This is a genomic window from Flectobacillus sp. (assembly GCF_049240685.1).
GTDB lineage: Bacteria > Bacteroidota > Bacteroidia > Cytophagales > Spirosomataceae > Flectobacillus.
Window position 1 is genome coordinate 1,833 of sequence record NZ_JBMLSD010000254.1, and the last position, 20,707, is coordinate 22,539.

A 20,707-nucleotide genomic window follows, 5' to 3' on the forward strand; every position below is an offset into this window, starting at 1 on the left:
TTATCTATTTAGCCCCAAAATATTGCTTCTCTACCAATAAAATTCCTTTTAACCACATTCATTAGAAAAACCAATAGATTAGGAATTACTCATGTTTGCTACAAATTCCCCCCAAAAAACAAAAGCCAGCACTTTTGGAAAGTACCGACTTTTGACTATTGTGATTGGATAATACTATTTTACTTTTTGGGCTGTCTGAAGAACTTCTTTTGCTCCTCCATGAGGCACCCCAAGTACTGTTTTCTTAATTTTTCCGTTGCTATCCATAAAGAATAGGGTAGGATATCCCTCTACTGGATACATTCGAGCCACTGCTTCACCTTCCGCACTTTCGTAGTCTACAGCTACACTCACAAATTTACTATTCATGTAATCACCTAGTGCTTTGTCTGTAAATACGTTAGTTTTTAGATATTTGCAGGGGCCACACCACGTAGTATAACAATCTACCATGATCAATTTCTTCTCTTTCTTAGCTTTTGCTAGCGCTTGTTTGAAAGTTCCACTAAAAAATTGAATGCCAGTTGATTCTCCTGTCTTTGATTTAGTCGTAGGGTTATTTTCGGCAAATGTATGGATTGTAAATAAGGTAAGTACAATCGCGAAAAATCTTGATTTTAGCATCGTAATGAAATTTAAAGCGTTTGTTATTCTAACGTGAATTTTCACCTTTTTAGTTTCTCTTGCAAGAATTTTATCTCAAGTACACAAAAAAGACCATAAACGGGACTTTTTTGAAAAATATAGATAATAAATTGTATAAATCTAGTTTGGGGTGAACTTGTCAGTACTTAAAATGTTTATATTGTGTATAAAAAAATAATTTGATTGGCAGGTGTATTTCTACTTCAAACGAGAAACCACACTTTTCTGATATGAATCTTTTGATAAAACTCAACAAACAACAATGCTTCTAATATTTGATTTGAATGGCAAAAGCCAACGGATAGAAGTGCCAGAGGATATGCCACTGCTTTGGATACTCCGAGACATCTTTCAACTGAAAGGGACTAAATTTGGTTGTGGGAAAGGTCTGTGTGGAGCCTGCACAGTACACATCGAGGGTAATGCTATTCGTTCTTGCTCAATGCCCGCTTCGGAGGTGCAACACAAGAAAGTAACAACGATTGAAGGTTTGGGGCAAGGTACGCTTCATGCTGTTCAACAGGCATGGATCGAAGAGGCCGTTCCACAATGTGGGTATTGTCAGCCAGGATTTATGATGGCTACAGCCGATTTACTTCAAAGAATTCCTAACCCAACAGATACTGATATAGATGAGAATATTACCAATATTTGTAGATGTGGCACTTACTATCGTATGCGAAAGGCGATTCATAAAGCAGCATTAATCAATCAGAAAATTTAGAAAATTATGTGGAAAGTAACTCGTAGAAATTTTTTGATTAAAACGGGGGCAGGTCTAGGACTTGCCTTGGGGTTGGGCTGGGTTGGAAAAAAAGCTATCCGCGGATTTTTTGTAGAACAGGCCGATAAGGGAGCCTTAGTGCAATTTAGTACAGATACAGAACCCCAATATTGGTTTGAGATTCAAGAGGACAATAGTGTTTTGTTTCATTCACCTAAAATCGAAATGGGGCAAGGGGTATTTTCAGCCTTAGCACAAATTGTTGCAGAAGAGTTGGAGGTTTCGATTAGCCAAATAAAAGTAGTGCATAGTAGTACTGCTCACGGGCCAATCGACCCCAATACTACAGGTGGAAGTGATTCTATTTCGAGTACATTTTCTCAATTGTCAATGCTTGCAGCCTTGATGCGCGAAATGCTTCGCGAGCGGGCTGTTGTCCTATTGGGAGTTGCCTTACCAAAGCTTATTGCGCAAAATGGATATGTGTTGGGGCAAGGTAAAAAAATATCTTATGCGCAAATTGTGGCAAAAACCAACGAATGGGTTTTGCCAAATGAAGAACCTGCCTTAAAAATTCCAGAAAAGTATAAACTTATCGGGAAAGCAATACCTAGAGTAGATTTAGAGTCAAAAGTGAGAGCAGAGCCTATTTTTGGGATTGATGCTACTTTTCCTGATTTGGTGTATGCTACAGTAGCCCGACCTCCTTTTTTTGGAGCTACCAGAGGCGCTGTAAATGCCCAAGAAGCGTTGAAAATAGCTGGAGTAATCAAGGTGGTAGAGCAACCTGATTTTGTAGCTGTAGTGGCAAAAACTAGGTACGAGGCTATTCTGGCAAAACAGAAACTTCAAATAACATGGACTAATGCTGATGCTTTGATTCAGCAAAAAGATGTTAACGATATAGTACAAATTGAGAAAGGAGAGCTTACCGTTGTACAAGAAAATGGTGATATATCTGAGTTAACAGACTCTAAAGATACAATTACATTAGAGTTTTATACACCTTTGGGAGCTCATGCCCAAATGGAACCCAATGGCGTTACTGCGCACTATAAAGACGGAAAAGTAACTGTGAAAATGAGTACTCAGTCCGTTAAAAATACAAGAAATGAGATAGCCGAGGCAACGGGTCTTCTTGCCGAAGATATTGATATACAACCAACTTTTATGGGTGGAGGTTTTGGACGCCGTTTGTACACACCTCATGCCTACGAAGCAGTAGTTTTATCTCAGGAGATAGGATTGCCAGTACATGTGTTATTTGAACGCGAACAAGAGTTTCAAAACGGGTATCTTCGACCACCTACTCAGCATCGGTTGAGTGCAAAGCTTCACCAAAATCGAATTGAGGCTATTGAACATCAAATTGCTAGTGGGGATGTCGCATTTGGTTCGAGTTTGGTACCCAGCTTTGCGCCAACTCTCTTAGGTGCTGATTTTGGAGCTTGGCGCGGTGGTTTGTTCCATTATGAGGCTATCCCGAACTCCAGTGTCAAATATTGGCGTTGTCAACTACCATTTTTTACAAGCTGGTGGCGTGGTTTAGGTTTGATGGCAAATTCGTTTGCGATTGAATCTTTTATTGATGAGCTTGCCAAAAAAGCAAACCAAAATCCTATTGATTTTAGACTTGCACATATCAAGCAAGATGAACGTGGTCAGCGCTTGGTTGGGGTATTGAAAGAAGTACAAAAAATGAGTGGTTTTGGGCAAAAAACTTTACCAGTAGGTCATGCGATGGGTGTAGCGTGTGCAACTGATGTAAATACTCCTGTAGCACAAGTAGCTGAAGTGAAAATCGAAAATGGGGCTATCAAAGTACTGAAGGTATATTGTGCCATAGACCCCGGACTTGTTATCAATCCCGATGGGGTAAAGGCTCAATGTGAAGGAGCCATTACAATGGGGCTTAGTGCCAGTATGTTTGAGGAATTAACAATTGAGGATGGCAAGGTAACACCTAATCAATACTTGCAATATCAGATGGCTCTGATTCGTGATACGCCAGATATAGAGGTGTCGATTTTATCTACAGGAGCAACTCCTCGAGGAGTTGGAGAGCCTCCAATGGGACCTATTGCACCTGCTATAGCTAATGCTGTTGCCGCCCTTACGGGTACTCGTATGACAAAAATTCCATTTAAGCAATATCAGTTTAGTTAGGTGAAATACTGAGATAATGAGTGAAGAATTTGATGATTAGAAAGGTAAGGCTTTGTTTCTAAACAGCTGATATTCGAAATATCGTATCAAATTATCTCGAATCAAAAGATTGGGATAAATTTCTGAGTTTTATCAAAAAAGCGGTCGGAAAGTACTTCCCGACCGCTTTTTTGGTGCTATTATGTTCAATTTTACTAGGCTTAATGCACAATCGTTGCGTCTTTATCGCTAGCGTACAAATTTTAACATAAGCATTCATGCGTTAAATCACAATTTGCCAAATAACTATGCGTAGTTATTCAACATCACTGGCATAACAAGCATTAAGATATTTTCATTATCCTGTGTTTCAGCTGGAATAATCAAGCCTGCACGGTTTGGAGCTGACATTTCTATAGAAATCATAGTCGAACTTAAATTGTTCAACATTTCGATTAAGAACTTCGCATTAAAGCCGATTTCCATTGGTTCTCCTTCATAATCGCACATTAACTTTTCGTTTGCTTCATTCGAATAATCCAAATCTTCAGCAGAAATAACTAGGTCATTATGACCTAATTTCAAACGAATTTGATGAGTTGTTTTGTTCGAATAAATAGAAATACGTTTTAAAGAACCCAACAACTCCTGACGATTGATAGTCAATACGTTTGGATTATTTTGCGGAATGGCATTTTCATAATCTGGAAAACGTTCGTCAATCAAGCGACAAATCATTTTGATATTATTGAAACTAAAAAATGCATTTGCTGCGCTGAAGTCGGCAGTTACAATAGTTTCATCTGAAGGTAAAGATGATTTCAAAAGATTCAAAGCCTTGCGTGGAATAATCATGCTAGACTCTTGTTCTGATTGAATATCACTACGACGATATCGAATCAAACGGTGCCCATCAGTGGCCACAAAATTGGTATATTGAGAATTTAATTGCACATATACCCCTGTCATTGCAGGACGTAGATCATCGCTCGAAACTGCGAAGATCGTATTGGCGATAGCTGAGCCTAGTACATCTGCTCCCACTTCTACAGATAAACTTTTGCTTACTTGAGGAACCTTCGGGAAGTCGATAGAGTTTTCGCCTGAAAGTTTGTAGCGACCGTTTTCTGTAATGATTTCAGTTCCAAAAGTCTCAGTATCCACTTTAAAAGTGATAGGCTGGTCTGGTAAACCTCTCAATGTATCGAGTAACAAGCGTGCAGGAACAGCAATAGAACCAGAGTCTTGGGATTCTACTTCCAAGGTAGTAATCATCACTGTTTGTAAGTCCGAAGCTGTTACTGTGAGCTGACTATGTTCGAGTTGGAATAAAAAGTTCTCTAAAATTGGTACAATGGGATTATTGGTAATAACACCATTTACCGTAGCGAGTTGCTTTAATAGGACTGATGAAGATACGACGAATTTCATTAGTGCTGTTTGATTTATTTGGAATCTTTAAGATTAAAATCCTTTCATTTAAAAAGGTTTTGCTAAGCTCAAAGATATGTTTAGTTATGCTACAAAAGTACGAATAAGCCTTGAAATAAACTTGGATTAGGCAAATTTTCTCTTACGTATATAGTTTCGTAAAAAACCTATCAATACCAAAATTACCAATGGAATCACTAAGTTGATTACCTGCCAATATTCACGTTCGTTTTGTAGCGCGGATTTATCGAGTGGGCGTAGAGTTACGACTTTGTTTCGGGCAGCAATTACCCCGTTATCGTCCAATAAGTAATCAAAAGTATTTAACACAAAGTCTCTATTTGCAAATGTATTTCCAGAAAAACGATCAAATCCTAATGGAAGCGGCGCATTAATTTTTTGGTCAAAATCATTAACAGGGATATCCCCATCTGAACAAACAATAATTTTGCTGTTGGTTCCATCAGCTTTAAAGGTTTTGGCACGAGGGTCGTTTGGTAAAATACGGTTTTTGTATAAAGACTCAAATTTACCTTCAAGCAAAACACCAATAGTTTGTACTCCTGCCTTGTACTGACTAGCATCCAACTCTTTATTCGCAAAATTGTAGGTCATAATAGAGGGCGCATTCAGTAATTGTGTGTATTGCGAGGTCATCAAAAGCGGGGTTTTTTCAATTCCAACCGCTCTAACAGTATCTAGGCTACCAACGTATTTGGTGTATATGGCATCGAGGTTTTTGACAATAGGAGATTTGCCAAAAGTGTTGATAAGTGGAAAGTACTGCCAAGGAACTAATTGGATGTTGGATTTATCGCCAAAATTGCCAATATCCATTGGTATAGCAGCGCACATTTGTGCATCCTTGATAAGATTATGGTTTAGACGAACCCCATACTTGAAAAGTAAATCATCTAAGTTAAGGTTGTTGATTGTACATAAATTTCCCTCACGGGCAGTTGAATCTACTTTTACAGCATCAATAAAGAAAACAGCTTTTCCTCCATTCATGATAAATTGATCAATCTTATACTTATCTTCTTCGCTAAAGGCTTGGTCAGGTTTAAGTATGCAAATGGCATCTAGTCCATCAAGAGTTGGCGAGTTACGTAAGTCAACTGGGTATAAGGCATAAAATCTCTTCAACGCCCCAATCATACTCAATTGATTTACTTCAGGTAAAGACGAGTAGTTGGTAAAGAAACCTATTTTTTTCTTTTCTTGTAAAGTTAATGCTTTTATTGCTGAGGCTAATTGGTATTCTACTCCCTCATAAGACTGATTGAGTATTTCTTGAGGTGAGGACATCTTATTACCTTTCAGGAGTAGAGTTGCGATTTCTTTGTCTTGATAAGTAATAATAGCACCAGGAATCAGTAAGGTTTGTGTACGTTTGCCATCCTCTGAATTAACTACATTAGTAGGGGGAATACCCTTTTGGGCAATCTCCAATATCTTTTGATTGCGCAATTTGGTATCTTTTATTTCAGAGTTGAGATCCACAAATCGAAAGTTGATATGAGAGCCTCCATAAATCTTAAATTCATCAAGTGTTTCCTTTACGGCGTTTTCCAACCGTTTAAATCCTGCTGGAATATCATTTCCGGTTAGATAAACCTTGATGGTTACATCATCTTCAAGGTTTTCGAGTAAACTCTTTGTAGCGGGAGAAATAGTATACCTTCCCTCTTCTGTAAGATCAAGACGAAAGAAATAATAGTTAGCTAGTATATTTAGGCCAATGAGTAGGCCTAGTGCGATTACAAATTGAACAATTTTGTTTTTCATATTTTCCTTAACGATGCCAAGGCGATTTTCTTGCAAAGCTACTAATAAAACAAGAAAAGCACCTCAATTGAGGTGCTTTTCAGAATATTTTCGTAAGAAATTATCCTAGTAGAATCTTGCTCTGTTGTCTACAACTTTAGCATTTTCTTTAATTGCTTCGTTGATGTAGAAAGAAGCTCTTTGAGCTGCCATCATACGAGCAGAATTTTTGTACATAGTCAAGTCTGCAATAGCAGGAGCAGGAGTTGATTTAACAGTTTGTACGATAAATACCCCTTGCTCGCCTTTAAAAGGTTTTGATTTCTGACCAGCTTTCAAACCAAACGCTTTACCCAAGGCAGTTGGGTCAGCACCAGCACTTGACAATACGCCTTGTGCCAAAGTAATATCAGTAGCAGTTTCAACTAATGCGCCTGCACCATATTTTTGTGCTACTTGCTCTAAGCTTCCCGAAATACCACCTAATTTGTTGATAATTTGTTCTGCTTTCAATTCAGCTCTAACACGTGCAGTTAACTCATCACGAAAGTCATTTACTTTCACTTCGTCTTTTGAGGTTTTACCTGTCAAAATAGCAACAATGTATTGGTTATCGTTTTGGAATACATCCGAAACTGTACCAACTTTAGTGTCATCGTTGAATGCCCAACGTACAATATCACGCGCGTTAGTCAAGTTGTTAACGTTGCTCGAACCTTCCAACATTCTTTCAGCGCGAAGCATCAAGATATTTTTATCTTTCTTTACAGCAGCGTCAAATGCCTCAGCCGTTGTGTTAGAAGCGGCAAAGTTATCTGCCTTACGCAATACTTCGTCCATAGTAGCTTGGCTAGGAGCGATTGTACGGTTGATAGCGGCCAATTTGTAACGTGTATTCGATTTTGGTTCTGTTACCTTTACAATGTGGTATCCAAAGTCTGTTTCTACCAAATTAGGAATCAAACCTGTGCCACCAAATCCAAAAACGGCTTTTTCAAATGATTTAACCATTGAACCATTGTTTTTGAAGAAACCTAAATCACCGCCTTGTTGTGCAGTGCCATCCATACCGTTCAAACGAGCAAGAGCTTCGAAGTTTGCACCACCTTTAATTTGTGCAATAATACCTTCTGCACGCTTACGAGCTGTAGCTTTAGCTGAGTCACTTGTGTTTTCTGGACGAATCAAAATATGGCTAGCACGGATTGTGAACAATGAATCTTTTTGGATACCGCCATATTTATAGATAGAATAAACATTGTTTTCTTTGAATGGTCCGTAAATACCACCTGGAATCATAGTTCCCAACTGCGTCTTTACTGCTGCTGGAACTTCGGCCAATGAAACCAAATACGGAGTTTTCACGTCAGAATTCATCATTGCAAAAGCTGAGTCATTTTTGGCAACAGCCAAATCTTTAGCCAAACGCTTGATTTCGTTGTAGAAAGAAGCTGTATCTTGCTTAGATGGAATAACTGGGAAAGTTACGTATTGGATTGAGCGAGTATTTTCGCCTTTAAATAAGTCTTTATGCTTAGCCAAATACTCTTCTAATTGGCTATCTGTTACTTTGATTGTTGAGTCAGCAATAGAATAAAAAGGAACATACAAATATTGTACATCCGCTTTAGCTGTTTGAGCTTGATAATCCTTTTGAGCTTCGATATTGGTTGTATAAGTAGAAAGCTTCAATAAGTTTTCATATTTTGTTCTCAAACGGTCTTGACTTAACGATTTTTCAAAGTTCGCCCATGCTTGCTGTTGAGCAGCTGGCATAGATTTCAAGTTTTTTAGGAACTGGATTACGTAGTTTTTATCAAATTGTCCAGTTTGAGGGTTAGTAAATTGCTGTCTAACAGAAGGGTGGATATTGTTACCCTGTACCATGTCAACCAATTCTTCTGGAGAAACAGAAAGACCCAATGCTTCATATTCTTTGCCATAAGCAAAATCTAAAAGGTATTGGTTCCATACTTGCTCACGCATCATAGCAAGTTCTTGCTCACTTGGTCCACGACCCGTTTGGGCTGAATAAGCTTGAGATGCTTCTTCTACTTTTTTCTGAAAATCTTGGTATTTGATAGACTCTCCAGCGATTTCCCCCACCTCGTCGCTACTCCCACCGAAGAAGCGAGAACGGCCTTGGAAAATGTCGCTCCCTAATAGGAATAGAATTAAACTCACGGCAATGGCTGCCGCTGCAATTCCCGATTTTTCTCTGATTTTGGTAATTAATGCCATATTTAATACTTTAAAAACGTTATGCTTTAATGGGTGAAACGCGACTCGTAGGTTGGTCGTAAAAAATGACAGTTGTTATCCACCGTTTACGAGATACGATATTCTGCACAAAAGAACCGCAAAATAATCATAATACTTTGTAATATCAAAATAGCTGCATAGCAACTTAAAGGACTTGTGAATGTTTTTCTTTTTTTTGTTCAATTTCTTTGTTTGTTGTATAAGAAATTTCATTAGCTTTACTCCAATATCTTGTAAAGCTTAATCGTTTGATAGTCAAAGTTTTGTTTGTAGGAACCGTAAGGTATATTGCTTTGGAGAGATTATGCTGATTTTTGTCAGAATAACTAAAGAATAATAAAATAATTGTTAATTAATTTTAGTTTGTCTCGTTACTTCTCAACTGTTTTTCAGTCTTTTATATAGAATCGTGTAGTCGCCATCTGCATGCAGGTATATTGTTTCAGAACTTATTTATTAAACTTCTTAAGATAGCTAGCAGTAAAAATTAGAAATTGCCTACGTCGTTTATAGCTAATTTTGACTTCGACTATCCCGCACCACATGTTGAAAGTAAAATATATACTTTTGGTTAATCACTTTGAAGGTCGAACCTCCGAAGATGAAGAAAAAGAAATAGAACTCTGGCGGAATGAAAATATTGTTAATAATTTAACGTATCAACGACTCAGGCGTGTTTGGGAAGAAAACGCTACAAGCACAACACTCGAAGTGAGCAAATCACAGAAGGAAGAGAAGGTATGGAAAAATATTATCGATAAGATTATTTCTGAAGACGAGCCAGCCAAATTAGGAAGCAAGTAGCCGACACTACTCACTTCCTAAATTGATTTATATCTATTGAAGAACGCTTTGAAGCGATTCTAAAAATCGGTCACATTCAGTTTGCCCAAGTGCCAAACTAGGCAACAAACGTAAAGTATGTTTGCCTGCATATCCACAGAAAATATGATGTTTGAATAAAAGGGTATCTCTTATTTGATCAACAGGTTGCTCAAATTCAATTCCAATCATCAAACCTCTACCTCTCAGTTCTTTGATACCTGATATTTGAGCCAAGTTGCTCATCAAATAATCCCCCATCTTTGACGCATTTTCAATTAAGTTTTCTTGTTTCATTACGTCCAAAACGGCTACTGCTGCTGCGCAAGCTAAGTGATTACCTCCAAAGGTGGTTCCTAGCATTCCAAATTTTGCTTGAAACTTTGGAGAAATCAATACGCCACCAATCGGAAAGCCATTACCCATTCCTTTGGCAGTAGTGATAAGGTCTGGATGAATATCTGCAAACTGATGAGAGAAGAATTTTCCCGAACGACCATAACCGCATTGTACAGAATCAAGAATTAAGGCGGCACCAGTTTTATCACAAATAGCTCTTGCTGCTTTTAAGAATGCTTCCGACGCTACCTGAATACCACCTACTCCTTGAATACCTTCGATAATCACGGCGCAGGTTTCATCTGTTACACCTTGTTCCAAGGCTTCAATATCATTAAAAGGAAGGAAAGTTACATGGTCTGCGTAATTGACTGGAGCAACAATTGCTTTATTGTCAGTGACAGCAACGGCACCAGCCGTACGTCCATGAAATGCTTTTGTAAAAGCAACTACTTTTTTGCGACCATTGAAAAAAGACGCTGTTTTCAGCGCATTTTCGTTAGCCTCTGCACCTGAATTACAAAGAAACAAGGAATAATTTTCGTAACCTGATAACTCTCCTAGCTTTGTAGCTAACTCTTCTTGAATAGGTATTTTTACAGAATTAGAATAAAAACCGATGTTATTCAATTGGTTAGTGAGTTTCTCTACATAATACGGATGCGAGTGACCAATCGAAATCACGGCGTGCCCTCCGTACAAATCAAGGTATTCTTGACCATTTTTATCCCATAAGTAGCTACCTTTTGCTTTGACTGGCTCGATGTCATAGAGGGGATAAACATTAAATAGATTCATTTCTTTGTGAGTTTTGAGATAGTGAAAATGGCTCCCAAAGTAAAGAAGAGGATAGACGGGTCTATGATTACTACTTCTTCATTTTGCCAATAGTGAAGCCTAAAACAAAATAATCTTCTAAATACCAAATGCTTTGTTTAGCATAGTCGCCATCACGACCTGTGGTACGGATATTGTTTAACCTTGAGAAACCTCCTTTGATGTCGTTTCGAAAAAATACATGTTTGGTAATGTCAAACTGCAAACCTGCTTTCAACGCAAACCCATATCCTGCAACATTCCAGTAGTTGTTTTTCCCAACCGTAAACAGGCGGACATCACTTCGAGGGACAAAGGCTCCAACGCTACCTCCAACAATCCAGTCAAGCCCTTGAACGCCATTTTTTGCTTTCCACAATCTGTCGTAGCGGTCTAAGTCGACACTGGCAAAATTGAATCCGTCGGTATGTTCAAAAGTCAAAAAATCCTTTGAGTTAATCGTAATGGGCGTATGGTCATAAGTACCCACATAAGCCGGATTTACCGTAATTGCAGGGTTTGATACTTGAGCTGAAATAGTTCCTGTAATCGTACTTTGTTGATCATTAACCATCACGTATTTCATGTGATCCCATCCGATAGACACAGCCCAGTGGTCACTAAAGAAATATCCACCACGAATATTGAATTGAGGAATTGAAAAAAGTGCTGGATCATAATAATCACGACCAAGTGGCGAAGGAGCATCTTTTGCTACCACGTTGTGCAACGTAAAGTTGTAGCCCTGTCCAATAAAGGTAATATCTGATTTGGCATAGCTTGATCGGTTGTATCCCCAGTAAAAAAAGCCTTGTCCTTTACGACTATAGGGTTGTTTTTCTTGAGCCATGATCAATGTTGGTAATAGTAAACCTAATAAAAGTACTAGCTTTTTCATTTTGAGAGAGTGATTGTTTAAATTGTTGGAAAAGAGAAGGTTATTTGTTTTGAATCAACTGCAAAAAACCTCCAACCTCAAAATTAAGCATTCACTCGACTTAGAAAGATGATATAAATCAACTTAGTGCAGTAGCTACACCAGATTTTCTAAGTCAGCGAAATGCATTATATTAGAAACCAACACTTTTTAGACCCAATCCAGTTCGCTCAGGTAAACCAAAAATCAAATTCATGTTCTGAACAGCCTGCCCAGAAGCACCTTTAGTCAAATTATCGATGATACTTGTAATAAGTAAGTTTCCATTGTGTAACTCTAAATGAATCAGGCATTTGTTGGTATTTACTACCTGTTTTACATCAATGGCCGCATCACTTATTGTAGTGAATGGGTGCGCATTATAAAAGTTTTTATACAGCTCTTTGGCTTCGGATAGAGTGCCTTCAAACTTTGTGTAAACATTTGCCATAATTCCTCTGGTGAAGTTTCCACGATAAGGAATAAAATTAATTGCCTGATCAAAATCAGCTTGAAGTTCATTGAGTGTCATGCCAATTTCGGTCAAATGCTGATGTGTGAAAGCTTTGTAAATAGATATATTGTTGTTACGCCAAGAGAAATGACTAGTAGCAGACAGCGACTGCCCTGCACCTGTAGAGCCAGTTACGGCCGATATATGAATAGCATCCTGAATTAATCCTACTGAAGCTAAAGGCAATAACGCCAACTCAATGGAAGTTGCAAAGCAACCTGGGTTAGCAATATGCTTAGCTTGTTTGATTTTTTCTCTCTGTAATTCGGCCAATCCATACACAAAACCTTCGGATTGGTCACGGTAGTCTGTACTTAGGTCAATGATTTTTATTTCTTTAAATTCAGGATTGGCTTCCAAGAATTTCTTTGATTCTCCATGCCCTGAGCAAAGGAATACTACATCGATATTGGTATGTAATTGGTCTGTGAAAACTAAATCTGTATCTCCCAGCAAGTCGGAGTGTGTAGCATAAACAGGTTTTCCAGCTTGTGACTTTGAGTTTACAAAGGTGATTTCGACCTCTGGATGATGTATTAAAATTCTGAGTAACTCTCCACCTGTATAACCTGCACCTCCAATAATTCCTACTTTAATCATGATGTTTAAATGATAAAAAAATGCGACAAATTTTCGTGTGTAGCCCAAGCTAAACACGAAAATTTGTCGCATGAAGTAAAACAAATATTCTTATTGCTGCTGGGCCAAGTCTGTAACTTTGCGATGAATCATGGTTTGATTCGACACAATTTTAGAGAATCCTCGGACATCATCGCCCGTCCAGGCATTGTTCATTTCGCCATAAGAGCCAAATACAGAAGACATAAGGTCATACTGAGACTCGATACCTACCACAAAATAGCGGTATGGTGCCAAATGGATTTCTACTACACCCGAAACGTTGTCTTGTGTATCTGCCAAGAAGGTTTCGAAGTTACGCATTACTGGCTCTAAGAATTGACCTTCATGTAACATAGTACCGTACATTTCGGCAATATTTTGTTTCCAGTAAAGTTGTTGTTTGGTCAAAGTATGTTTCTCCAGCAAGTGGTGCGCTTTTATAATTAGTAAAGGAGCCGCAGCTTCAAAACCAACACGACCTTTGATACCAATGATGGTATCGCCAACGTGGATATCACGACCAATTCCATAAGGAGCCGCAATTTCGGTAAGCTTAACAATAGCCTCTACTGGTGACATAGTTTCGCCGTTTAGGCCAACTAATTCACCTTTTTCGAAATGTAATTTTACGGATTCTTCACCAGTTTTGGTTACTTGGGTAGGCCAAGCTTCCTCTGGCAAATAACCATTTGAAGTAAGCGTTTCTTTACCACCAACCGATGTGCCCCACAATCCTTTATTGATTGAGTAAGCCGCTTTATGCCATTCTCTAACAACCCCTTTTTCTTTAAGATATTCGATTTCTGCCTCGCGCGATAATTTTAGATCACGAATAGGAGTGATGATTTCTACCTCAGGAGAGAGAATTCTGAATACAACGTCAAAACGTACTTGGTCGTTGCCAGCGCCTGTGCTTCCGTGAGCAATAGCTTTGGCACCGATTTGGTTAGCATATTCTGCCACTGCAGTAGCTTGAAAAACTCGCTCAGCCGATACCGACAATGGATAAGTATTGTTTTTCAATACATTACCAAACACCATGTAGCGAATACAATCAGAATAATATTTGTCTACTACATCTAATGTTACGTGTGATGCCACACCAAGTCCAAAGGCTTTCTCTTCGATGTCTTTCAATTCTTCTGCTGAAAAACCTCCTGTGTTTACCAAAGCCGAATGTACTTCGTAGCCACGGTCTTCTGAAAGATATTTCACACAAAAAGAGGTATCAAGGCCTCCTGAAAATGCTAATAATACTTTTGGTTTACTCATTTTTCTATTTCGAAAGTATGGATTAGGTTAACAGTCCCATGCTTTCTGGTTGGTTTATATGATCAAGATACACTTCAATTAATGCTTGATATCAAGAGCTGCATTTGATTTATGCAATTCCTCTTTTTAGCTTACGCTCTTTACTTCTTTCAGACATTTTCAAAAACATTTTCTCTTTAATAGAAAGAAGACGTTCTAATACTTTTACATCCTTCAAAAAGTCCCAATTCCCATGAGCTGGTTCGGCTTCTGTGGTAGCCAAGGCCTCTGTTTCACGTTGCTTAGCTTTCTTTTCCCATTCAGGGTCAAAAATCATTCCTGTACACAAGCAATGCTTGCGGTCGGTGCGAGATAGTACATCATAATTTACGCATGATTGACACCCTTTCCAGAAAGCATCATCTACTGGCAGTTCGCTAAAGGTAGTTGGTTCATAACCCAATTCTGAGTTAATTTTCATTACAGCCAATGAGGTTGTAATACCAATAATTTTGGCATCTGGATATTTGGTACGAGATAGGTCAAATGCTTTAGCTTTTACTGCCTTAGCAACGCCATATTTACGCCATTCGGGTTTTACAATCAAACCTGAGTTGGCAACGAACTTTCCGTGTTCCCAAGTTTCGATATAACAAAAACCCACAAAGTCGCCATTGTTGTCGATAGCAATAATGGCTTTTCCTTCGTTGATTTTATCACGTAAATATTGAGGAGAACGCTTAGCGATTCCTGTGCCGCGTGCTTTAGCGGATTCTTCCATTTCAAGGCAAATAGCCTCAGCCAGATGTAAGTGTTCAGCAGTAGCAACCTGAACTTTATATTGATTCATTGAATGATAGCGATAGCGTTAACCTGCTACGGTTCAAGGAGTTAATTCGATAAAAAACAGAAAATGTATTGGATAATGAGCTAACCTGCCACATAGGCAAGCATAAGAAGAGTTAGGGTCAAACCCTAAAAAAGAATGGTCGCCTGCGTGGTAACGCAGTAGGCTCAACGAGGATATGTAAAAAAAGATTTTTCACTTTGATAATGTAAGGTTTGTGAAAATTGCTTGAGTGCTCAAGTTTTTTTACTAAATTTTGTACGACCTTTGTGTTGCTTGAGTATTAAAATTAAAAATCGTGCAAAGTTTACCAAAACAAAATGTAAGATGCAAGATTTTTTTTTAATAGTTTCTAAATTTAATACTACATATTGCCAAAAGGCGCTATTTATTGCACTTATTGAATGTTTTTTGGGAGTATTTATACTTATGATTTCCCATTAACGGCTTGATAAGTCTAGGCTTGGAAATTTGTAACTATTTCCCTAAAATTGATAAAATAGGCACTCATAAACTAGAGGCATTTGAGTATAATAAGAGGAGTATTTTAATAAATGATTTATTCCTCAGTCGAAACAACACTTAGATTTGCCAAATGATACTAATTAAAAAATGGATGAATTAACAGCGGAAGATTTGATGTATGGTTATATGAATGGTATATTCCCTATGGCTGATACCGATGGTTCCTTATATTGGTATTCTCCCGACCCTCGCGCCATTATTCCAATTGACACCTACAAACCGTCAAAGTCTTTAAGACCTATTCTGAATAAGAAATTATTTGAGATTCATATCAATCGAAATTTTGAGGCTGTTATGAGGCATTGTGCTATGCCACGAAATGGCGAACCCGAGACTTGGATTTCTGAGGAAATTATCAAGGCTTACTGCGATTTGTACAAAATGGGGATGGCTCACTCGGTAGAGGCATACATCGGAGATAGGCTAGTTGGGGGACTCTATGGCGTTGCTATTGGAGGGGTATATTTTGGAGAATCAATGTTTTATCTCGAACCTAACTCTTCCAAAGTGGCATTCCATTATCTTATTGAGAATCTAAGAAAACAAGGGTATGAGTTGTTGGATACTCAGTTTATCAATGATAATGTAAAAAGATACGGAGCTATCGAAATACCTCGAGCAGATTATCTTATCTTATTGCGCAAGGCGATTCAGCAACCTCGAAGTTTTGTGCCCGATACGCCTAATATTTATTTTGACCCCAATGAGTAAGATTGGGTAGTATGAAAATCAAAACTTATCACCCTTTTGTTTTTTCATTCCTCTATCTTTGTGGTATCAACACCGCTCCAAAGAGCCGTCTGAAGAACGAAACGTTCTGTTAACCCTCGATAGAATTTATAGAAAATGTCAAAACCAGTATTAGTAATCAAGTTTGGTACAGCTTCAATTACGCACAAAAGTGGCGAATTGAATGAGGCTGTTTTACAGGAAATTGCTCGTCAAGTAGCTATTTTGCACCAAGACTACCACATCGTGTTGGTATCGTCTGGCGCAGTAGGCGCAGGAAAAGGCTTTATTAAAGAATACAAAGGAAGTATTACAGAAAGAAAGGCTGCCGCAGCTATTGGAAATCCTCTATTATTAGCAAAGTATACCAACTATTTTTCGCAATATGGTATTGCGATAGCTCAAAGCCTTTGTGAACGTCAACATTTTGCCAACAGAAACCAATTCTTACAACTGAAAGAAACGTATCAAGAGCTGTGGAGTAATGGTATTATTCCGATTGCGAATGAAAATGATGTGGTTAGTAATTTGGAGTTAAAGTTTTCGGATAATGACGAATTAGCTACTTTGATTGCAACGGGTTTTGGCGCATCGGCCTTGCTACTATGTACATCCGTAGGGGGATTGCTCGATGATCAAAAAAAAATCATTCCCTTTGTTGAGCAAATAGACGAAAAAATCCTCGGCTTTGTCGATACAGATAAGTCAGCTTTGGGTTTGGGAGGGATGGTTTCTAAGTTAAACTATACTCGCCTTGCTACTCGAATGGGTATTAAAGTGGTTATTTTTGGTATGAACAAACCCGATGGTATTATCGAAGCTGTGGCTGAAAAAACAGGAACGGTGTTTGCATCGCAAGAGGCTAGTTTAACGGCTCGACAAAAATGGCTCGGTAGTGGTAGTATTATTGCTGGAAAAGTGTTGGTCGATACAGGGGCGGTAGATGCGCTCAACAAACGTAAAAGCTTGCTAGCAGTGGGTATCATTGCCGTTGATGGCGAGTTTGAAAAGGGAGAGGTGTTTGAAATATTAGATAGTGATGCCAATGTTATTGGTATTGCCAGAGCCAGAGAATCTTCTATTGTAATTGGTCAAAATCTCAAAACTCAAAACTTTGAGGTGGCTAATGCAGATGAAATAGTATTGTTATAAAAATAAAAAGGGCCGTCTCGGCCCTTTTCCATGACTTCTTACCTTGTTATGAAATTGATTCGCTTCCTAAAATACGCTTCTCTCGTTTACTTATTGATTCCATCTTTATTGTTTTTGCTAACCTGGCTTCATCTGGGAGTTGGCGTGATTGCAAGTTTTTTTATTGTAATCTTTGTCATAAAGTATATCTATCAAGAACAATCTACTTCTTGTAGGGAAGTTTCGAGGCAATATGAGCATTGGTGGCATATAATTCTTATGCTGTTGTTGTCTCTGCTAGTAAATATAATTTTAGGAATAGGAGAATTTAAAAGACAAGAGTCTGATTTTGTAGCTAATAATTTTAAATACTATGATTTAATCAATCATGAATGGCCTTTGTATTATAACCACTATAAAGTACACATGTGCTACTACTTGGGGTATTATTTGCCAGTAGCTCAATTATCTAAGTGGTTTTCTATCGACAATGCGAGGTATTTTGCGCTTGCATGGAGTGCCTTGGGGTTATTTTTTGTGTTTTTATGGATTAGTACATTTATCAAAAGGAATGGTATTTTATTGGTTTTACTCTTTATTATTTTTCCAAATGGGTGGTTAATTTATGCTGCTATTGATTGGCTTGGGTGGCATCGGGAGGTTTTTCCCCATTATTTTGTCCTAATTAATGACTACTATTTAGTATTGTCCAAATTTGAGGATAACTGGGCATGGGCTCCACAGCATACGCTACCTGCTGTTTTGGGCGCTTGTTTTGTGATAGAGACTTTTTTGAGTAAAACAATTAATCGCTCTGAGCTGGTATTGATGCTGCTGGCTACGATGTATTGGAGTCCTCTGGCAAGTATAGGATTATTCCCATTTGTATTATTTTTCTTTTTGAAAGACTTTCAAACACTCTTGGAGCTACCGAGGATATCCGAGTTGATATGGATAGTGGGTTTGGTGATAGCCTTTTCGCCATTAATGATTTATTTTATAAGTACAGAAGGCGTAAATAATGGAAATACGGGATTTGTTTGGAATTCGGGTACGCCCTGGTGGTGGGTGTATTATGCTGTTTATGTGTTTGCTAATGTGGGTATTTGGTTTTTCTTTTTACGCAGGAGCCCTTTTGAATGGAGTAGGCTAATATATGGGAGTATGATTTTTATGATATTGCTAGGAATTTATAAAATAGGTCTGTATAATGATTTGAATGTGAGAGGGGTGATTCCTGCTTATACCATTATGTCGATAGGAATAGCTGTTTGGGTGATTAATGGATGGCTCAATAAAAGAGTAGGAGCGTATTTTTTAGCGATGTATCTCTTGTTGGGGGGGCTTCAATCTATAAGAAATTTCTGGCTACAAGGGATTAATACGGATGGACCTCAAACTACTATTCAAAAACCTTTTATTGGGCATTACAATTCTATGCTTTCTTTTCAGGAAAGTGCCTATGGAGACTCGACTGCCCTAAAAGAATATTGCTTGAAAAAAGGAGGCTTTTTTGATAAATATCTTTTAAAGAAATGATGTTTTTTTGATGACAAGAAAAAGAGAGCTACCAAATGGAGTACTCGAAAAAATCTTTTGTTCCCAATTAGAGCATTGATAAAAAAATTGGTTAACTGCTTTGCTAGGCAAAGAGACATCCGAAGTGATTTTATTGGTATCAATCAAGTTTAATTTTAGCTGAACTTGTTGGAATTGACGTACTGCTAAAATCAAGGGTGATAGAAAAAAAGGCCAATAGGTATACTTTTCGATGCTCAGATTAGCAGGTAAATATTGTTTGTAGCTGTTTATGGTAAAGCGATGCTTGCCTCCAACGGCAATATCATGTGTGCCATAAAAGGCTTCAAAAGCGTTATTATTTGTCAGAAAAACCCCATTGGGACGAAGTAGCTTTGAGATACCTTCCAGTGTTTTTTGGATGGCATCGGATTCTAAACAATACACTACATCGTTACAAACAATTACATCGAAAGATTCTTCTGGGAAAAAATGTCCAACACTTGCAGCGTCTATTTTCTCAACACAGAGCCCACGTTGTTGGCAAAAAAGTAAAGAAGAATCAGAATAATCGATACCTTGTATATGGTTGTAACCTTGTTTTTTAAGAAACCATAGCAATCCTCCTGTACCCGAGCCAACATCTAAAATCTGGATATCTTTGTTTTTTCCAAAATTATGCTCGATACCTTTTAATACTCTCTCATGAAGAGTTTGATACCACCAAAGCTTTTCTTCCACCTCAAACATCATTCGGTATTCTTCGTGACTACTATTCAGCATGGTTAATATGTTTTGTTTTGATGATATATTGAGGATGATTATTTTGAGTTAAAAAACCTTTTGCTACATATTCGCCAATAATTCCGAGGCCGATAGTTTGAATACTTCCAAAAAAACAAATGGCAAGAAAGGTAGCATCGAGCGATACCAAGCCAATTAACTGAGAAATCAATAAAATAAAGCTAAATCCTAGTGCAAAAATGCCAGTACTAAGAATCATTCTGACAGGGAGTAACGAATAGCCAAATATGATGGATAAAAACAGAGCTACAAGTTTTTGTACCGTATAGCTAGAACCACCTTCGGCTCTACTGTGATGTTCGACCAGAATACTTCCAACGTTTTTTGTTACCCTAAAAATCAGGGCATCTATATATGGGTAGGGTCCTTTGTATTGGCAGATTTCTTGCACAACCTCTTTCTTGATGAGCTTGAAACTCGATAGGTACAATTCTTTAGGTTTTCCAAAAAGATAGGTCGTCATTTGATTGACGAGCCAGCTTCCAAAGTTACGAAAGAAATGATGCTTTTTATTTTCATAATAACTATAAACCACATCCAAATCGGCCGATTGAGCTTTGTTTAATAGCTTTATGATTTCGCTTGGAGGATTCTGAAAGTCATCATCAATAATTACCGCATATTGTCCTTTGGTGTAATTAAGGCCACAGATTACTGCGTTAAATTCGCCAAAGTTGCGCCTTAATGAGATAAAGCTAAGGCGTGGATATTTTAACGCCAAATCATTACAAATTTCCTCAGAATTATCTGGGCTTCCATCATTTACTAATACAATTTCGAATGCGAGCCCCTGCAAGGTTTCATGCAACTTTGCAACGAGAGCTCCAATGGATTTGGCACCTTTATAGACAGGAATAACAACAGATAATAGCATATTTCGAAGAGTCGGATAACAAAAGT

General features: G+C 38.0%; 17 protein-coding genes. 6 read left to right on the forward strand and 11 right to left on the reverse strand.

All coding sequences use genetic code 11. The features are described 5' to 3' along the window. Nucleotides 1–174: 174 nt before the first annotated feature. Nucleotides 175–624: a thioredoxin family protein gene (locus tag ACOVQ4_RS11680; protein ID WP_421820819.1), complete on the reverse strand. Its 450-nt coding sequence runs from the start codon at nucleotides 622–624 to the stop codon at nucleotides 175–177. Nucleotides 625–907: 283 nt separating this feature from the next. Here ACOVQ4_RS11680 and ACOVQ4_RS11685 point away from each other — a divergent pair, with 283 nt between their 5' ends. Next, nucleotides 908–1,369, forward strand: coding sequence for a (2Fe-2S)-binding protein (locus ACOVQ4_RS11685; protein WP_421820820.1), 462 nt, complete (start codon nucleotides 908–910; stop codon nucleotides 1,367–1,369). A 6-nt stretch (nucleotides 1,370–1,375) separates the two neighbouring features. After that, nucleotides 1,376–3,535, forward strand: coding sequence for a molybdopterin cofactor-binding domain-containing protein (locus tag ACOVQ4_RS11690; RefSeq protein WP_421820821.1), 2,160 nt, complete (start codon nucleotides 1,376–1,378; stop codon nucleotides 3,533–3,535). A 285-nt stretch (nucleotides 3,536–3,820) separates the two neighbouring features. Here ACOVQ4_RS11690 and dnaN read toward each other — a convergent pair whose 3' ends face one another. The 3 genes from dnaN to ACOVQ4_RS11705 all read right to left on the reverse strand — a co-directional run bounded on the left by dnaN (nucleotide 3,821) and on the right by ACOVQ4_RS11705 (nucleotide 8,953). Then, a complete protein-coding gene (gene dnaN / locus ACOVQ4_RS11695; RefSeq protein ID WP_421820822.1) occupies nucleotides 3,821–4,945 on the reverse strand; it encodes a DNA polymerase III subunit beta in 1,125 nt (374 codons plus the stop codon). A 126-nt stretch (nucleotides 4,946–5,071) separates the two neighbouring features. Further along, on the reverse strand, nucleotides 5,072–6,733 hold the full coding sequence (gene gldG / locus ACOVQ4_RS11700) for a gliding motility-associated ABC transporter substrate-binding protein GldG (RefSeq protein WP_421820823.1): 1,662 nt from the start codon (nucleotides 6,731–6,733) through the stop codon (nucleotides 5,072–5,074). Between the two features lie 105 nt (nucleotides 6,734–6,838). Continuing rightward, nucleotides 6,839–8,953: a peptidylprolyl isomerase gene (locus tag ACOVQ4_RS11705; RefSeq protein WP_421820824.1), complete on the reverse strand. Its 2,115-nt coding sequence runs from the start codon at nucleotides 8,951–8,953 to the stop codon at nucleotides 6,839–6,841. Nucleotides 8,954–9,517: 564 nt separating this feature from the next. Between ACOVQ4_RS11705 and ACOVQ4_RS11710 the strand changes: the two genes are divergently transcribed. Further along, nucleotides 9,518–9,778, forward strand: coding sequence for a hypothetical protein (locus ACOVQ4_RS11710; RefSeq protein ID WP_421820825.1), 261 nt, complete (start codon nucleotides 9,518–9,520; stop codon nucleotides 9,776–9,778). Nucleotides 9,779–9,811: 33 nt separating this feature from the next. Here ACOVQ4_RS11710 and ACOVQ4_RS11715 read toward each other — a convergent pair whose 3' ends face one another. From ACOVQ4_RS11715 to ACOVQ4_RS11735, 5 genes are all read right to left on the reverse strand, one after another. After that, on the reverse strand, nucleotides 9,812–10,933 hold the full coding sequence (locus ACOVQ4_RS11715; RefSeq protein ID WP_421820826.1) for an aspartate aminotransferase family protein: 1,122 nt from the start codon (nucleotides 10,931–10,933) through the stop codon (nucleotides 9,812–9,814). 70 nt (nucleotides 10,934–11,003) lie between these two features. Further along, the gene (locus ACOVQ4_RS11720; protein WP_421820827.1) at nucleotides 11,004–11,849 is read right to left on the reverse strand and encodes a hypothetical protein; all 846 of its coding nucleotides are present in this window, start codon (nucleotides 11,847–11,849) and stop codon (nucleotides 11,004–11,006) included. Between the two features lie 172 nt (nucleotides 11,850–12,021). Continuing rightward, nucleotides 12,022–12,981 carry an N-acetyl-gamma-glutamyl-phosphate reductase gene (argC, locus tag ACOVQ4_RS11725; protein ID WP_421820828.1) on the reverse strand — a complete coding sequence of 320 codons (960 nt, stop codon included), beginning with the start codon at nucleotides 12,979–12,981 and terminating at the stop codon, nucleotides 12,022–12,024. 90 nt (nucleotides 12,982–13,071) lie between these two features. Next, nucleotides 13,072–14,274 (reverse strand): argininosuccinate synthase, encoded by a 1,203-nt coding sequence (argG, locus tag ACOVQ4_RS11730; protein WP_421820829.1) that lies wholly within the window; start codon nucleotides 14,272–14,274, stop codon nucleotides 13,072–13,074. A gap of 109 nt (nucleotides 14,275–14,383) precedes the next feature. Continuing rightward, the gene (locus ACOVQ4_RS11735; RefSeq protein WP_421820830.1) at nucleotides 14,384–15,103 is read right to left on the reverse strand and encodes a GNAT family N-acetyltransferase; all 720 of its coding nucleotides are present in this window, start codon (nucleotides 15,101–15,103) and stop codon (nucleotides 14,384–14,386) included. Nucleotides 15,104–15,712: 609 nt separating this feature from the next. Between ACOVQ4_RS11735 and aat the strand changes: the two genes are divergently transcribed. The 3 genes from aat (at nucleotide 15,713) to ACOVQ4_RS11750 (ending at nucleotide 19,024) form a co-directional block, all read left to right on the forward strand. Further along, on the forward strand, nucleotides 15,713–16,336 hold the full coding sequence (gene aat / locus ACOVQ4_RS11740; protein ID WP_421820831.1) for a leucyl/phenylalanyl-tRNA--protein transferase: 624 nt from the start codon (nucleotides 15,713–15,715) through the stop codon (nucleotides 16,334–16,336). Nucleotides 16,337–16,471: 135 nt separating this feature from the next. Then, nucleotides 16,472–17,506, forward strand: coding sequence for a glutamate 5-kinase (gene proB / locus ACOVQ4_RS11745; RefSeq protein ID WP_421820832.1), 1,035 nt, complete (start codon nucleotides 16,472–16,474; stop codon nucleotides 17,504–17,506). A gap of 48 nt (nucleotides 17,507–17,554) precedes the next feature. Continuing rightward, a complete protein-coding gene (locus ACOVQ4_RS11750; protein ID WP_421820833.1) occupies nucleotides 17,555–19,024 on the forward strand; it encodes a hypothetical protein in 1,470 nt (489 codons plus the stop codon). Here the strand turns inward: ACOVQ4_RS11750 and ACOVQ4_RS11755 are convergent. Continuing rightward, the gene (locus tag ACOVQ4_RS11755) at nucleotides 19,013–19,786 is read right to left on the reverse strand and encodes a class I SAM-dependent methyltransferase (RefSeq protein ID WP_421820834.1); all 774 of its coding nucleotides are present in this window, start codon (nucleotides 19,784–19,786) and stop codon (nucleotides 19,013–19,015) included. The genes ACOVQ4_RS11750 and ACOVQ4_RS11755 overlap by 12 nt on opposite strands. Next, nucleotides 19,776–20,681: a glycosyltransferase family 2 protein gene (locus ACOVQ4_RS11760; protein ID WP_421820835.1), complete on the reverse strand. Its 906-nt coding sequence runs from the start codon at nucleotides 20,679–20,681 to the stop codon at nucleotides 19,776–19,778. The genes ACOVQ4_RS11755 and ACOVQ4_RS11760 overlap by 11 nt, the downstream gene beginning before the upstream one ends. Nucleotides 20,682–20,707: the final 26 nt, after the last annotated feature.

Bases quoted from the DNA above. Each gene is read 5' to 3' on its own strand.
- ACOVQ4_RS11680 (WP_421820819.1), bottom strand. From the start codon at position 624: ATGCTAAAATCAAGATTTTTCGCGATTGTACTTACCTTATTTACAATC.
- ACOVQ4_RS11685 (WP_421820820.1), top strand. From the start codon at position 908: ATGCTTCTAATATTTGATTTGAATGGCAAAAGCCAACGGATAGAAGTG.
- ACOVQ4_RS11690 (WP_421820821.1), top strand. From the start codon at position 1,376: ATGTGGAAAGTAACTCGTAGAAATTTTTTGATTAAAACGGGGGCAGGT.
- dnaN (WP_421820822.1), bottom strand. From the start codon at position 4,945: ATGAAATTCGTCGTATCTTCATCAGTCCTATTAAAGCAACTCGCTACG.
- gldG (WP_421820823.1), bottom strand. From the start codon at position 6,733: ATGAAAAACAAAATTGTTCAATTTGTAATCGCACTAGGCCTACTCATT.
- ACOVQ4_RS11705 (WP_421820824.1), bottom strand. From the start codon at position 8,953: ATGGCATTAATTACCAAAATCAGAGAAAAATCGGGAATTGCAGCGGCA.
- ACOVQ4_RS11710 (WP_421820825.1), top strand. From the start codon at position 9,518: ATGTTGAAAGTAAAATATATACTTTTGGTTAATCACTTTGAAGGTCGA.
- ACOVQ4_RS11715 (WP_421820826.1), bottom strand. From the start codon at position 10,933: ATGAATCTATTTAATGTTTATCCCCTCTATGACATCGAGCCAGTCAAA.
- ACOVQ4_RS11720 (WP_421820827.1), bottom strand. From the start codon at position 11,849: ATGAAAAAGCTAGTACTTTTATTAGGTTTACTATTACCAACATTGATC.
- argC (WP_421820828.1), bottom strand. From the start codon at position 12,981: ATGATTAAAGTAGGAATTATTGGAGGTGCAGGTTATACAGGTGGAGAG.
- argG (WP_421820829.1), bottom strand. From the start codon at position 14,274: ATGAGTAAACCAAAAGTATTATTAGCATTTTCAGGAGGCCTTGATACC.
- ACOVQ4_RS11735 (WP_421820830.1), bottom strand. From the start codon at position 15,103: ATGAATCAATATAAAGTTCAGGTTGCTACTGCTGAACACTTACATCTG.
- aat (WP_421820831.1), top strand. From the start codon at position 15,713: ATGGATGAATTAACAGCGGAAGATTTGATGTATGGTTATATGAATGGT.
- proB (WP_421820832.1), top strand. From the start codon at position 16,472: ATGTCAAAACCAGTATTAGTAATCAAGTTTGGTACAGCTTCAATTACG.
- ACOVQ4_RS11750 (WP_421820833.1), top strand. From the start codon at position 17,555: ATGAAATTGATTCGCTTCCTAAAATACGCTTCTCTCGTTTACTTATTG.
- ACOVQ4_RS11755 (WP_421820834.1), bottom strand. From the start codon at position 19,786: ATGCTGAATAGTAGTCACGAAGAATACCGAATGATGTTTGAGGTGGAA.
- ACOVQ4_RS11760 (WP_421820835.1), bottom strand. From the start codon at position 20,681: ATGCTATTATCTGTTGTTATTCCTGTCTATAAAGGTGCCAAATCCATT.